The organism is Methylobacterium indicum, from assembly GCF_001043895.1.
GTDB classification, from domain to species: domain Bacteria; phylum Pseudomonadota; class Alphaproteobacteria; order Rhizobiales; family Beijerinckiaceae; genus Methylobacterium; species Methylobacterium indicum.
Genome location: NZ_JTHF01000064.1, coordinates 19,395 through 31,789, shown reverse-complemented (window position 1 = coordinate 31,789; position 12,395 = coordinate 19,395). Strand labels below are relative to the sequence as shown.

At 70.5% G+C, this 12,395-nt stretch carries 15 protein-coding genes; 8 read left to right on the top strand and 7 right to left on the bottom strand.

Features of this window, described 5'->3' with window-relative positions; genetic code table 11:
• Positions 1 to 275 precede the first annotated feature (275 nt).
• The gene (locus QR78_RS08190; protein ID WP_048427008.1) at positions 276 to 1,424 is read right to left on the bottom strand and encodes an epoxide hydrolase family protein; all 1,149 of its coding nucleotides are present in this window, start codon (positions 1,422 to 1,424) and stop codon (positions 276 to 278) included.
• Between the two features lie 153 nt (positions 1,425 to 1,577).
• On the opposite strand from QR78_RS08190, the gene QR78_RS08185 reads away from it, so the two are divergent.
• The 3 genes from QR78_RS08185 to QR78_RS08175 are packed head-to-tail and all read left to right on the top strand — an operon-like array spanning position 1,578 to position 4,336.
• A complete protein-coding gene (locus tag QR78_RS08185) occupies positions 1,578 to 2,663 on the top strand; it encodes an isocitrate/isopropylmalate dehydrogenase family protein (RefSeq protein ID WP_048427007.1) in 1,086 nt (361 codons plus the stop codon).
• A gap of 29 nt (positions 2,664 to 2,692) precedes the next feature.
• Positions 2,693 to 3,577 carry an NAD(P)-dependent oxidoreductase gene (locus QR78_RS08180; protein ID WP_048427006.1) on the top strand — a complete coding sequence of 295 codons (885 nt, stop codon included), beginning with the start codon at positions 2,693 to 2,695 and terminating at the stop codon, positions 3,575 to 3,577.
• 54 nt (positions 3,578 to 3,631) lie between these two features.
• Positions 3,632 to 4,336, top strand: coding sequence for a glutathione S-transferase N-terminal domain-containing protein (locus QR78_RS08175; RefSeq protein ID WP_048427005.1), 705 nt, complete (start codon positions 3,632 to 3,634; stop codon positions 4,334 to 4,336).
• A gap of 45 nt (positions 4,337 to 4,381) precedes the next feature.
• On the opposite strand, the gene argC is transcribed toward QR78_RS08175, so the two are convergent.
• Positions 4,382 to 5,323, bottom strand: coding sequence for an N-acetyl-gamma-glutamyl-phosphate reductase (gene argC, locus QR78_RS08170; RefSeq protein WP_048427004.1), 942 nt, complete (start codon positions 5,321 to 5,323; stop codon positions 4,382 to 4,384).
• A 239-nt stretch (positions 5,324 to 5,562) separates the two neighbouring features.
• On the opposite strand from argC, the gene QR78_RS08165 reads away from it, so the two are divergent.
• On the top strand, positions 5,563 to 6,087 hold the full coding sequence (locus QR78_RS08165) for a DUF5872 domain-containing protein (protein WP_048427003.1): 525 nt from the start codon (positions 5,563 to 5,565) through the stop codon (positions 6,085 to 6,087).
• A 79-nt stretch (positions 6,088 to 6,166) separates the two neighbouring features.
• Here the strand turns inward: QR78_RS08165 and QR78_RS08160 are convergent, their stop codons facing one another.
• Positions 6,167 to 7,168, bottom strand: coding sequence for an AraC family transcriptional regulator (locus QR78_RS08160; protein WP_280140374.1), 1,002 nt, complete (start codon positions 7,166 to 7,168; stop codon positions 6,167 to 6,169).
• Between the two features lie 171 nt (positions 7,169 to 7,339).
• Between QR78_RS08160 and QR78_RS08155 the strand changes: the two genes are divergently transcribed.
• A complete protein-coding gene (locus QR78_RS08155; protein ID WP_048427001.1) occupies positions 7,340 to 7,783 on the top strand; it encodes a cupin domain-containing protein in 444 nt (147 codons plus the stop codon).
• Between the two features lie 158 nt (positions 7,784 to 7,941).
• Entirely contained in the window at positions 7,942 to 8,355 is a 414-nt protein-coding gene (locus tag QR78_RS35940; RefSeq protein WP_244276239.1) for a DUF2380 domain-containing protein, read from the top strand.
• A 120-nt stretch (positions 8,356 to 8,475) separates the two neighbouring features.
• Here QR78_RS35940 and rpsI read toward each other — a convergent pair whose 3' ends face one another.
• From rpsI to QR78_RS08135, 3 genes are all read right to left on the bottom strand, one after another.
• Positions 8,476 to 8,967 (bottom strand): 30S ribosomal protein S9, encoded by a 492-nt coding sequence (rpsI, locus tag QR78_RS08145; protein WP_048427000.1) that lies wholly within the window; start codon positions 8,965 to 8,967, stop codon positions 8,476 to 8,478.
• A gap of 1 nt (position 8,968) precedes the next feature.
• Complete coding sequence (gene rplM / locus QR78_RS08140; protein ID WP_048426999.1) at positions 8,969 to 9,430, bottom strand: 50S ribosomal protein L13; 462 nt, start codon at positions 9,428 to 9,430, stop codon at positions 8,969 to 8,971.
• A 185-nt stretch (positions 9,431 to 9,615) separates the two neighbouring features.
• A complete protein-coding gene (locus tag QR78_RS08135; protein WP_048426998.1) occupies positions 9,616 to 10,062 on the bottom strand; it encodes a PaaI family thioesterase in 447 nt (148 codons plus the stop codon).
• A 153-nt stretch (positions 10,063 to 10,215) separates the two neighbouring features.
• Between QR78_RS08135 and QR78_RS08130 the strand changes: the two genes are divergently transcribed.
• The gene (locus QR78_RS08130; protein WP_048426997.1) at positions 10,216 to 10,998 is read left to right on the top strand and encodes an enoyl-CoA hydratase; all 783 of its coding nucleotides are present in this window, start codon (positions 10,216 to 10,218) and stop codon (positions 10,996 to 10,998) included.
• A complete protein-coding gene (locus tag QR78_RS08125; RefSeq protein ID WP_048426996.1) occupies positions 10,995 to 11,519 on the top strand; it encodes a CoA-binding protein in 525 nt (174 codons plus the stop codon). The genes QR78_RS08130 and QR78_RS08125 overlap by 4 nt, the downstream gene beginning before the upstream one ends.
• A 115-nt stretch (positions 11,520 to 11,634) precedes the next feature.
• Here the strand turns inward: QR78_RS08125 and QR78_RS08120 are convergent, their stop codons facing one another.
• Positions 11,635 to 12,393, bottom strand: coding sequence for a di-trans,poly-cis-decaprenylcistransferase (locus tag QR78_RS08120; protein WP_082171522.1), 759 nt, complete (start codon positions 12,391 to 12,393; stop codon positions 11,635 to 11,637).
• Between the last annotated feature and the right edge of the window lie 2 nt (positions 12,394 to 12,395).

Genomic DNA, 12,395 nt, shown 5'->3' with positions numbered 1-12,395 from the left:
GCCGATCCGGTCGAAGCCGGACCTCAACCATCCGAGAAACGAAAAGCAGCGCCGGGTTGCCCTGGCCCTTGCTTCGTCTTCTTTCGGGTAGTCCCGTGGGGCAGGCCGTTTGCTCGGCGCCCCGTCGGTGAGCGGCTGTCTAAGGGTAGCCGGCTCGCCTGTCAACACGACCCCGATCCGAGGATCGGAGCCGTTGCGACGAGGGGAGGGGAGGGGCCTCCCCCATCCGCCCTCGCGTCTATCGGAGATGGGTCTGCACGCCCTGCGTTCAAGCCTTATCGCGGCAGCGAGGCCGCGAAGGCCCTGACATCCTCCGCGAGGAGGTCCGGCTGCTCGAGGGCGGCGAAGTGCCCGCCGCGCGGCATCTCGGTCCAGCGGCGGAGATCCGCGAACATCGTTCGCTCAGCCAGCGAGCGGGGCGGGCGGACCATCTCCTTCGGGAAGGCCGCGTAGGCGGTCGGCACCCGCACCTTCTCCCCGTCCGGCACCGGCCAGGGGCGGTGCATCCGGGAATGATAGGGGTGGAACGACGAGCCGATCGCGCCGGTGAACCAGTAGAGCGCGATATTGGCGAGCATCCGGTCGCGGGGAATCGCCGTCTCGATCGTGCCGCCGCAATCCGACCAGGACCGGAACTTCTCCACGATCCAGGCGGCGAGGCCGGCGGGCGAGTCGGTCAGCGCGAAGGCCAGGGTCTGGGGCTTGGTCCCTTGGATCCACTGGTAGCCGGTCTCCTCCTTCAGCCAGGCGCCGACGCGCTCGTCATGCGCGGCCTCCTCCGGCGTCGCGTCGCGGCCCGAGAGGTCGCGGCGCACCGGCAGCATGTTGAGGTGCAGGCCCTCGATCCGCTCCGGGTAACGCCAGGCGAGGCGCGTGGTGATGAAGGCGCCCCAATCGCCCCCCTGCGCCATGAAGCGCGCGTAGCCCAGCCGCGTCATCAACTCCGAAAAATGGTCGGCGATCTCCTCGACGCCGAGGCGCGGCTGGCCCGGGCGAAACGACAGGCCGTAGCCGGGGAGCGAGGGCGCCACCACCGTGAAGGCGTCCTCCGGCCGGCCGCCGAAGCGGGCCGGGTCGGTCAGGCGCGGGATGAGATCGAGGAACTCGAACACCGAGCCCGGCCAGCCGTGGCAGAGGAGGAGTGGGCGCGGGTTCGGCCCCTGTCCCGGCACATGCAGGCAATGGAGGTCGATCTCGCCGATGCGGTGAATGATTTGCGGAAAGGCGTTGAGCGCGGCTTCCTGCGCGCGCCAGTCGAACCCGTCGCGCCAATAGGCGATCAGGTCGGCGAGGTAGGTCACGTCGGTGCCGTAGGTCCAGGGCGCCTCGGGAGCCTGGTCGGGCAGGCGGGTGCGGGCGAGGCGCTCGCGCAGGTCGGCGAGCGCGGCATCGGGCACGTGGGTGGTGAACGGCTCTGCCGTCATCGGCGGCTCCTCCCTGGCGCGGATCCCTCGACGGGAATCCTTTGCCGTCGACCCTCGCATGCATCGGACCGGATGTCGCGGCCCGCGGCATCATGCTAGGCGCGCCTGCAAAGGGTCCGCGTTGAACGCGGATCGCCAGGGAGGAGCGGGGACATGGCGCAGTATCGCATCGCCACCATCGAGGGCGACGGCATCGGGCCCGAGGTGACGCAGGCGGCGATGGCGGTGCTGACGGAAGCCTGCGGCGCCGGCACCCTCGCGTTCGAGATGCTGGAGGGCGGCGCCGGCCACTACGTGAAGAGCGGCGCAGTGCTGCCGGACGACACCTTCGCGGGCTGTCGCGACGCCGACGCGATCCTGCACGGCGCGGCCGGCCTCCCGGGCGTCGTCTATCCGGACGGGACGGAGGTCGGCAACGACCTGCACCTGCGCCTGCGCTTCCGCCTCGACCTGTACGCCAATGTCCGGCCGATCAAGCTCCTGCCCGGCGTGCTGTCCCCCCTGCGCGCCTTCGAGGGCGGCGGCATCGACTACGTCATCGTGCGCGAGAACACCGAGGGGCTTTATGCCAGCCGCGGCGCCGGGGTGGTGTTGCGCGACGAGATCGCCTCCGACAGTCTGGTCGTGACGCGCAAGGGCACCGAGCGGGTGGCGCGCTTTGCCTTCGACCTCGCCGCCCGGCGCCAGGGCGCGCCGCGGGACGGGCAGCGGCGGGTCACGGTCTGCGACAAGGCCAACATCCTGCGGTCTTACGCCTTCTTCCGCCGAATCTGCGACGAGGTCCATGCCGGCTATCCGGACATCGCCATCGACTACGCCTATGCCGACGCCATCACCGTCCATATGCTCAAGCGGCCCGACAGCTACGACGTGATCGTGGCCGAGAACATGTTCGGCGACATCATCTCGGATCTCGGCGCCGCCACCGTCGGCGGGATGGGCATCTCGCCCTCGGGCGAGATCGGCGACGGCCACGCCCTGTTCCAGGGCGCCCACGGCTCGGCGCCGGACATCGCCGGACAGAACGCCGCGAGCCCGATCGCCACCGTCCTGTCGGGGGTGATGATGCTGCGCTGGCTCGGCCAGCGGAACGGCGATGCGGCTCTCGCCTCCGCGGCGGACCGGATCGAGGCGGCGGTCGGCACGGTGCTCGCCGAGGGCCGCGCGGTGCCCCGCGACCTCGGCGGGGCCGCGAGCTGCACCGAGGTGACCGACGCCGTGCGTCGCGCCCTCGCCTGATTTCCCTTCTTCCCCATGGAGACATCGTCATGAGCAAGCAGCGCGTCGGAATCGTCGGCGTCGGGCTGATGGGGCACGGCATCGCCCTCAACCTCGCCCGCAAGGGCTGGCCGCTCGGCTATCTCGACCATCCGGGCAACCAGCCGACGGACGACCTCGACGCCCTCGGCGCGGCCCGCCACCCCGACCGGACGGCGCTGGCGAAGGCGAGCGAGGTCGTCATCCTCTGCGTCACCGGGACGCCGCAGGTCGAGGACGTCCTTCTCGGCGACGGCGGCGTGCTCGCCTCCTTGCGCCCCGGCACGGTGGTGGTCGATTGCTCGACCGCGGTGCCCGCCTCGACGGCGAAAGTCGCGGCGGCGGTGCGCGAGGCCGGAGGGCGCTTCCTCGACGCGCCGATGACCCGCACGCCGAAGGAGGCGGCGGAGGGGCGGCTCAACCTCCTGGTCGGGGCCGAGCCGGAGCTGTTCGAGGCGATGCACCCGCTGCTCTCGGCCTTCGCCGAGAACATCTTCCATGCCGGCACTGAGGCCGGGGCCGGCCACACCCTCAAGCTCCTGCACAACTACGTCTCGCTCGGCTTCGTCACGCTGCTCGCCGAATCCGCGGCCTGCGCCGGGCGCGCCGGCATCGCCCCGGAGGTGCTGGTCGAGGTGCTGAGGAAGGGCGGCGGCCACGGCGCGGCGCTCGACCGGCTGTCGCCGTTCCTCATCTCGGGCGATTCCTCGCCGATGCAGTTCTCGATCGCCAATGCCCGCAAGGACTTGAATTACTACGTGGCGATGGCCGAGGGGCTGGGCGCCGAGCGGGCCGTCGCCGCCGGGGTGCTGGCCGATCTCGATCGCGTGGTCGAGGCGGGGCACGGGACCGACCACCTGCCGCGGATCGTCTCGCACTTCGCGGCCAAGGACTGACGCAGGCCGGCGGGGTCGGGTATCGTCGCGGCGTCCTCAGGGAGCTTCCCCGCGATGCCCGACCTCTCCGCCTTTCCGATCACCGCGCGCTGGCCGGCCCGGCACCCGGACCGGATCCAGCTCTATTCCTTCCCGACCCCGAACGGCGTGAAGGTGTCGATCGCCCTGGAGGAACTCGGCCTGCCCTACGAGGCCCACACCGTTCAGATCGGCAAGAACGAGACCTGGAACCCGGAATTCCTGTCGCTCAACCCGAACGGCAAGATCCCGGCGATCATCGATCCGGACGGGCCGGGGGGACAACCCCTCGCCCTGTTCGAGTCGGGCGCGATCCTGCTCTACCTCGCCGAGAAGACCGGGCGGCTGATCCCGGCCGATCCGGCCGGGCGCACCGAGACCACGCAGTGGCTCTTCTTCCAGATGGCGGCGGTCGGGCCGATGTTCGGCCAGCTCGGCTACTTCCACAAGTTCGCCGGCCGGGAGATCGAGGACAAGCGGCCGCTGCACCGCTACCGCGACGAGTCGAAGCGCCTGCTCGGCGTGCTGGAGACCCGGCTCACCGGCCGCGACTGGATCATGGGCGCGGACTACACCATCGCCGACATCGCGATGCTCGGCTGGGTGCGCAACCTGATCGGCTTCTACGAGGCGCGGGAACTGGTGGAGTACGACGCGCTCGCAGCCGTCCCGGCCTGGCTGAAGCGGGGGCTCGCCCGGCCGGCGGTGCAGCGCGGGCTGGAGATCCCGCCGCGGGGGTGACCCCGGCGGCAGCCGGAGGGGTCTTTCGCCCTCCGGCGACCCGGGTCAGTCGAGGTCGAGCATCAGGCGCAGGTTCTGCACCGCGGCACCGGACGCGCCCTTGCCGAGATTGTCGAGGCGCGCGACCAGCACCGCCTGGCGATGCGTGTCGGAGCCGAACACCCGGAGTTCGAGCGTGTCGGTGTCGTTCAGCGCCTCGGGCTCGATGCGCTCGCGGTCGGCGCCGTCCTCGGCCGCGTCCACGACCTTGACGAGCTTGGCGCCGGCATAGCGGGCGGCGAGCGCGGCTTCGAGATCGGCGACGCGCGGTGTGCCGGGCAGCAGATCGAGGTGGAGCGGGATCGACACCAGCATGCCCTGGCGGAAATTGCCCACCGACGGCACGAAGATCGGCCGGCGGGTCAGGCCGGCATATTTCTGCGTCTCGGGCAGGTGCTTGTGGCCGAAGCCGAGGCCGTAGAGCTGGAAGGCCGGGGCCTCGCCGGCCTCGTAGGCCTCGATCATCTTGCGGCCGCCGCCGCTATAGCCCGACACCGCGTTGATGCTGATGGGATGATCGGCCGGGATCAGGCCGGCATCGACCAGCGGGCGCAGCAGCGCGATGGCGCCGGTCGGGTAGCAGCCCGGGTTGGAGACGCGGCGCGACGCCCGGATGGCGGATTCCTGCGCGGGCGCCAGCTCGGCGAAGCCGTAGGTCCAGGCCGGATCGACCCGGTAGGCGGTGCTGGCGTCCAGCAGCCGCGGGCCGCCGCCGGGCAGGGAATCGGCGAGCGCCGCCGTCTCGCGCGAGGCGTCGTCGGGCAGGCAGAGGACCACGAGGTCGACCTCGGACAGGAGGGCACGCTTGGCCTCCGGGTCCTTGCGGCTCTCATGCGGGATCGATCGCAAAGTGATGTCGTCGAAGGCCTCCAGGCGCTCGCGGATGCCGAGACCGGTCGTGCCGGCCTCGCCGTCGATGAAGACGCTCGGGCTGTGCTTGCGGGTCATGGGCGAAGTCTCCGTGGCGCGGACCGGCTAATGCCGAACGACGCGCGTCGTGATGGGGGGCGGGGGGCCGTCGAGTCAATCGGCAATGACGGCCCGTGAGGGCAGGAACTGTGCCGCGTGATTCGCGACGGTCTCATGTCGCAGACCCGTCCACAGCCGGAGACCCCGCCCCAGAGGAACCCGGCCCTCGCCGCCCGGTTGTGCTGCCAGATCGAAGCAGACGACCTGAGGAGCCCATCATGGCCGCTACCGCCAAGAAGACCGACCCGAAGCTGTGGGAGAAGGTGAAGAAGGACGTCACCCGCTCCGCGAAGGGCGGCAAGCCCGGCCAGTGGTCGGCCCGCAAGGCGCAGATGGCGGTGCAGGAATACAAGGAGGAGGGCGGCGGCTACGAGGGCAAGAAGTCGTCCGACAACCACCTCAAGCAATGGACCGACGAGGAGTGGGGCACCAAGTCGGGCAAGGAGAGCGGCGAGACCGGCGAGCGCTACTTGCCGAAGAAGGCCCGCGAGGAGCTGTCCGACGACGAGTACAAGCGCTCGACGGCCAAGAAGCGGGCCGACAGCGCCAAGGGCCGGCAGCACTCGAAGCAGCCGAAGGACGTGGCGAAGAAGGCGGCCGCCGCGCGCAAGGCCTCGCACAAGACCGGCAGCCGGGACGGCGGCCAGACCAAGGCCGAGCTGATGAAGAAGGCCCGGGCGAAGAACATTCCGGGCCGCTCCACCATGTCGAAGGGCGAGCTGGAGCGGGCGTTGGGCGCCTGACCGGCGGCGCCGACGGCGAGCACCGGCGCGAGGGCGACCCATTCCTTGTTCCTCCGGTCGGATCGCGGTCGGCGCACCTTCAACGGCGTGACCGCGCATCGGCCTCCGCATGGACGCTCCGGCGCCACTGGCTCGGCGTCGCACCGGTCCATTCCAGGAAAGCCCGCGTGAAGTGGGCGGGATCCGAGTAGCCGAGATCGATCGCGATCCGCCCGATGGATTGCGTGCTCGTCGAGAGAAGAGCTTCGGCGCGGCGGCGCGTCACGTCGCGCCGCAGATCGGCGAAGCCGGTGCCCGCCTGCTCCAGACGGCGTTGAAGGGTCCTGCGCGAGAGCCCGAGACGGCGGGCGACAGCATCGATTAAGGGACGAGCCTCGTCGAGGCCGAGTTCGATGAGGTGGCAAACGCAGGCCGGGAGGTCCTCGCCGATCGGCTTTGTCTCCGCCGGCGACAGTTCCGTCGGATCGAGGCGGCTCGGATTTGCCGCGTCGAGGTGGCGGGCGGGGAAGGCCAGGCCCGCCCGCGGCCCGAAGGAAACCGTGCAGCCGAGGCACGCCTCGATCTCGGCGCGACCCGCCAGGGTCGCTCCCGTCACCACCGCCCGTTCGGGCCGCCAAGCCGGTCCGAGGAAATGGCGGACGGTGCCGAGCAGATAGCCGAGGGCCAGGACCTCGTTGGCCTGGCGCCCTCTCTCGATCCGCTCGGTGATGCCGTAGCCGTAGAACGCGTCGTCGCCCTGCCGGCGCTGGCCCGTCCAGGTGGCGGTCTGCAGCAGAAGCGGCGTGACGACCTCTACCCGGTGCAGGGCCGCGCCCAACGTCTCGGCGGAGCGGACCTGGGCGCCGATCGGCCCGAGGCCGACGATCCCCGTTTGCATGGACAGGCGAGCGGGCAAGGCCGGATCACCGATTTCCCGCAAGGCGGCGGCAACGAGCGCGAGTTGGTCACGCAGCAGGATCAGGCGATCGGGCGTATCCAGCAGCGTCAGCGGCATCCCGGCCCGTCCGAACAAGCGCCCGAGCGAGCCTCCGGCTTCCGTCACCGCCTGGGCGATCGCCCCGACGGTCCGCGCCCTGGTCATGCCGTAAGACGACATTCGAGCCTCCCCGGACGACAGGGTTCTCCGACTGGCGCCGAATGGCAAGCCTCAGCCGCGAGCGACGCCTAAGCCTCGGGGCCCGCAGGGGACGGCAACCACCCGGCACGGGGTCCGGGGCGCTCCCGATCGCGGCAGACGAACCCGGAGAGCCTCATGAAGACCTATCCGTTCGACGACCGCGCCATCGCATGGCGGACCATCGACGGCTTCGACCACGCCTCGTATGCGATTTTGAGCGTCGACGAGCACGCGCGGATCGTCGACCTCCTGCTGAAGTTTGCGGCGAACGAAAGGGTCGCGCTGCACCGGCACGGCGCCGATTACCGGACGCTGGTCCTGCAAGGCGAGTTGCGGATCTACCGGCCCGACGGGACGCTGAAGGAGGTACGGCCGGTCGGTAGCTACGTCGCGGGTCGGGCGGGAGGCGAGCCCCATACGGAGGGCGGCGGCGACCAGGACGCGATCGTCTACTTCACCAACCGCAACATCGATGGCCCGATCTACGAGATCCTCGACGAGGATCACACCGTCGTGGCGACCTTCGGCCTGCCGGAGTTCCGGGCGCTCTACAACGCGCAGGCGGAGGCCGTCGCGTGATGCCGATGGCCAGTCCCCTTCCGCACGGAATCCGCCGGTGCAGGAGCCGGCGTAGGGCGATCTGGTCCCGCCTGCGAAGCGGCGCGCTCGGGCTTCTCCTCGGTGCTGCCGCCGCCCTCGACGGGCACGCCGCGGAAACGCCGCCGACGATCGCGGTCTTGCCGATCAAGCTGCTCGACACATCGGGCGAGCCGACCGATCAGGCACCGCAGCATGGCGTCCGGTTGGCACGCATGGCCGACGACCTCGCGGCGGACCTGACGCGCACGGGCCGATATCGGGCGACGGTCCTCCCAGCCGCGGTACTGGAACGGGATTGTCCCACCGGCAAGGCCGCCTGCCTGCTGGAGGCCGCCCGCCGGCAGGGGGCCGCGCTGGTCTTCGTCGGCGTCGTCCACAAGAGCAGCACCCTGATCCTGCAGATCTGGGCGCGGCTCGCCGATGTCCACACCGGTTGGGACGTGTTCTCGCGCGACCTCAACTTCCGCGGCGATACGGACGAGGCGTGGCAGCGCGCCGAGACGTTCCTCGTCGCGCAGATGCGGGATACCGACCGGAGCCGCGGCGACTGATCGATGCGTCAGCATCTCGGGCCGGGGGTATGACGAGTCCCGATCGTCCGGACGGTCACGAAAAAAGGGCGGGCCCTCGCGGGCCCGCCCTTCTTCTTTGCAACAACCGAAAAGGTCGCCTTAGCGCTTCGAGAACTGGAAGCTGCGGCGAGCCTTCTTGCGGCCGTACTTCTTGCGCTCGACGACGCGCGGGTCGCGGGTCAGGAAGCCCTCGCGCTTCAACGGCGAGCGCAGCTCGGGCTCGAAGTAGGTCAGGGCCTTGGACAGGCCGTGGCGCACAGCGCCGGCCTGGCCGGAGAGGCCGCCGCCGGCCACCGTCACGACGATGTCGTACTGGTCGACGCGGTCGACGATCTGGAGCGGCTGCTGCAGGATCATGCGCAGCACCGGACGGGCGAAGTAGGTGTCGACCGGGCGGTCGTTCACCGTGATCTTGCCGGCGCCGGGCTTGATCCAGACGCGGGCGATCGCGTCCTTGCGCTTGCCGGTGGCATAGGCGCGGCCGAGGGAGTCCAGCTTCTGGACGTGGACCGGGGCCTCGTTCTCGCCCTGCGACGAGTTCTGGGCCTTGCTGGCCTGGCCGAGGTCGGAGAGGGACTGAAGGGTCGCCATCTTACGCGCTCACGTTCTTGCGGTTGAGAGCGGCGACGTCGAGCGTCTCCGGCTGCTGGGCGGTGTGGGGGTGCTCGTTGCCCTTGTAGACCCGGAGGTTGCCCAGGATCTGCCGGAACAGCGGGCCGCGCGGCAGCATGCGCTCCACGGCCTTCTCGACGATGCGCTCGGGGAAGCGTCCCTCGAGGATGAACTTGGCCGAGCGCTCCTTGATGCCACCGGCGTAACCAGTATGGTGGTAGTACACCTTCTGGTTATATTTGCGGCCGGTGAACTTCACCTTCTCCGCGTTGATGACGATGACGTTATCGCCGCAATCGACGTGGGGCGTGTACTGGGGCTTGTGCTTGCCCCGCAGACGCATCGCGATGATCGACGCCAGGCGGCCGACCACGAGGCCCTCCGCGTCGATAACCACCCACTTCTTGTCGACGTCGGCGGGCTTCAGCGAAAAGGTCTTCATCGCGGATAAGTCCCGGAAGTCTTGACGAAAAAAACAGGACGCCGCCGCGGTCAGTGACGAGCGCGCAGCGGCGATGGCCGGCTCAGTAACCGAGGATCGCGTCGGCGTCAAGCGAACCGAAAAACCCGAAACGGCAAAAACCCGAGCGTTTCGAGCAGCTTCGCGATAGCGGTATCATGATACCGCTATTTTGGCGGGATCGCGTAGGTGCCGGTGGCGTGGCAGACCAGCTCCTCCTGATCGAGGCTGCGGATCAGGACCTCGCCCACGGCGAGGGAGCGCCCGAGCTTGAGCAGGCGCGCCTCGGCGAGGAGGTCGCGTTGCGCGGGCTTGCGCATGAAGTTGAACGACAGGTTGGTGGTCACCGCGAGCGCCACCGGGCCGATCTGGGCCAGGATCGCCACGTAGAGCGCCACGTCGGCGAGCCCCATCATCGCCGGGCCGGAGATCGTGCCGCCGGGGCGCAGGTGGCGCTCGTGGTAGGGCAGGCGCATCGTCGCGGTCATCGGCCCGACGCTCTCGACCACCGGACCGGGGCCGCCGTGATGGATCTGCGGAAACACCTCGTCGAGAAAGGCCGAGACCGCGGCGCGGTCCATCATCGGGGCGGGGGACGCGGGGGTGGAAGGCATGCGCAGGGTGGTTCCGGTGATCGTGTTGCACGATCTTGCAGCATGGCGCCCGGCACCGGACAATAGGCCATCCGTGTCGTCCCCGATCCGGGACCGCCAAGGCGAGCCCACCAAGGCGAGCCCACCAAGGCGAGCCCACCAAGCCGAGCGCACATGTCAGACCTTCTCCTCCTCCGCGACGACCGCGACGGCGTCGCGACGCTGACGCTGAACCGGCCGCGGGCCCGCAACGCCCTGTCGCACGCGATGCTGACCGCCCTGGCGGAAGAATTCGCGCGGCTCGCCGCGGACGAATCCGTGCGCGCCGTGGTGCTGGCCGCGGAAGGGCCCGCCTTCTGTGCCGGCCACGACCTCAAGGAGATGACCGCCTATCGGGCGGAGGCCGATCGCGGCGCGGCCCGCTTCAGGGCGCTGTTCGACCTCTGCTCGTCGGTGATGATGGCGATTCCCGCCCTGCCGCAGCCGGTGATCGCCGCGGTCGAGGGCCTCGCGACCGCGGCCGGCTGCCAGCTGGTGGCCTCCTGCGACCTCGCGGTGGCGGGCGAAGAGGCCCGCTTCGCGACGCCGGGCGTGCAGATCGGGCTGTTCTGCTCGACCCCGATGGTGGCGCTCTCGCGCAACCTGTCGCGCAAGGCCGCGATGGCGATGCTGCTCACCGCCGAGATGGCGGAGGCCGAGGAGGCGAAGGCGCTCGGCCTCGTCAACCGGGTCGTGCCCGCCGGCACGGCGCTCGGCCAGGCGCAGGATCTCGCGGCCGGCATCGCGGCGCGCAGCGCCTACACGGTGCGGGTCGGCAAGCGCGCCTTCTACGAGCAGCTGGAGATGCCGCTGGCCGAGGCCTACGCCCATGCGGGCCGGGTGATGACCGAGAACATGCTGGCGCGTGCGGCCGAAGACGGCATCGCGGCGTTCCTCGACCGGAAGGCCGCCCGATGACCCACGACCGTTACGACGACGAGGCTCTGCGCAAGATCCTGCAGCGGGTGCGCAGCATCGCGCTGGTCGGCGCCTCCGCCAACCCGGCCCGGCCGAGCTGGATCGTCACCAAGTACCTCCTGGAGCGCGGCTATCAGGTGATCCCGGTCAATCCGGGCCTCGCCGGGACCGACCTTCTGGGCCGGCCCGTGGTGGCGCGGCTCGCCGACCTCGCCCAGCCGGTCGACATGGTGGAGATCTTCCGCAATTCCGAGGCTGCCGGGCCCCTCGTCGACGAGGCCCTTGCCCTCGATCCGCTGCCGGGCGTAATCTGGATGCAGCTCGGCGTGCGCAACGACGAGGCGGCGGCCCGGGCCGAGGCCCGAGGCGTCACCGTGGTGATGAACCGCTGCCCGAAGATCGAGTACGGCCGCCTCTCGGGGGAGATCGGCTGGACGGGGGTGAATTCCCGCATCCTCAGCGCCAAGCGGCCGAAGCTGGCGGCGAAGGGTTTTCAGAAGCTGACCATCGAGGAAAGGTAAGCTCACCAACTGCCAGCTCGGCGCTTTCGCGGCATACGTCCCGTACAAGAGGCGTGCCTTCCGCGACCGCACCTGTCGCCCGCCGAAAGCCTGGATGGCGGGCGCGCTCCGCTCCTCACGCCGCCGCCGGCAACCCGCCGAAGCGGCGCTGGCGGCTCCGGAACGCGGTCATCGCCGCGGCGAGTTCCGCCTCGCCGAAATCCGGCCAGGCGCAGGGCGTGAAGTGCAGCTCGGCATAGGCGCTCTCCCAGAGCAGGAAGTCGGACAGGCGCTGCTCCCCGCTCGTGCGGATCACGAGGTCGACCTCCGGGGCGCCGTCGCCGGTGACGAGGCGGGCGAAGTCCTCGCGGGTGGCGTCGGGAGCGGCCGCGCGGGCGGCCGCCAGGATCGCGTCGCGGGCCGAGTAGTCGAGGGCGATGCGCAGGTGCAAGCGGGTGCCCGCGCGGGTCGCGGCCTCGGCGGCCGCGATGGCCTCCGCGAGGCCGTCGGGCAGGCGGTCGCGCCGGCCGATCACGGTGAGGCGCACGCCGTCGCGCCGCAAGACCTCGACCTCGCGGGCGAGATAGAGGCGGAGCAGGCCCATCAGCCCGGCCACCTCGGCGGCCGGACGGCGCCAGTTGTCGGAGGAGAAGGCGTAGAGCGTCAGCGTGCCGATGCCCTGGCCGGGTGCCGCCCGCGCCACCCGCCGCACCGTGCCGACCCCCGCCTCGTGGCCGACGACCCGGGGCAGGCCGCGGGTCGTCGCCCAGCGGCCGTTGCCGTCCATGATGAGGCCGACATGAAGCCGGGGCTCCCGAAGCTCGGGCTCTTGCAGGTTGAACTCTTGCAGGTTGGGCGCTTGCAGCTCGGCTTCCTGGATTGAACCGCTTTGCATTG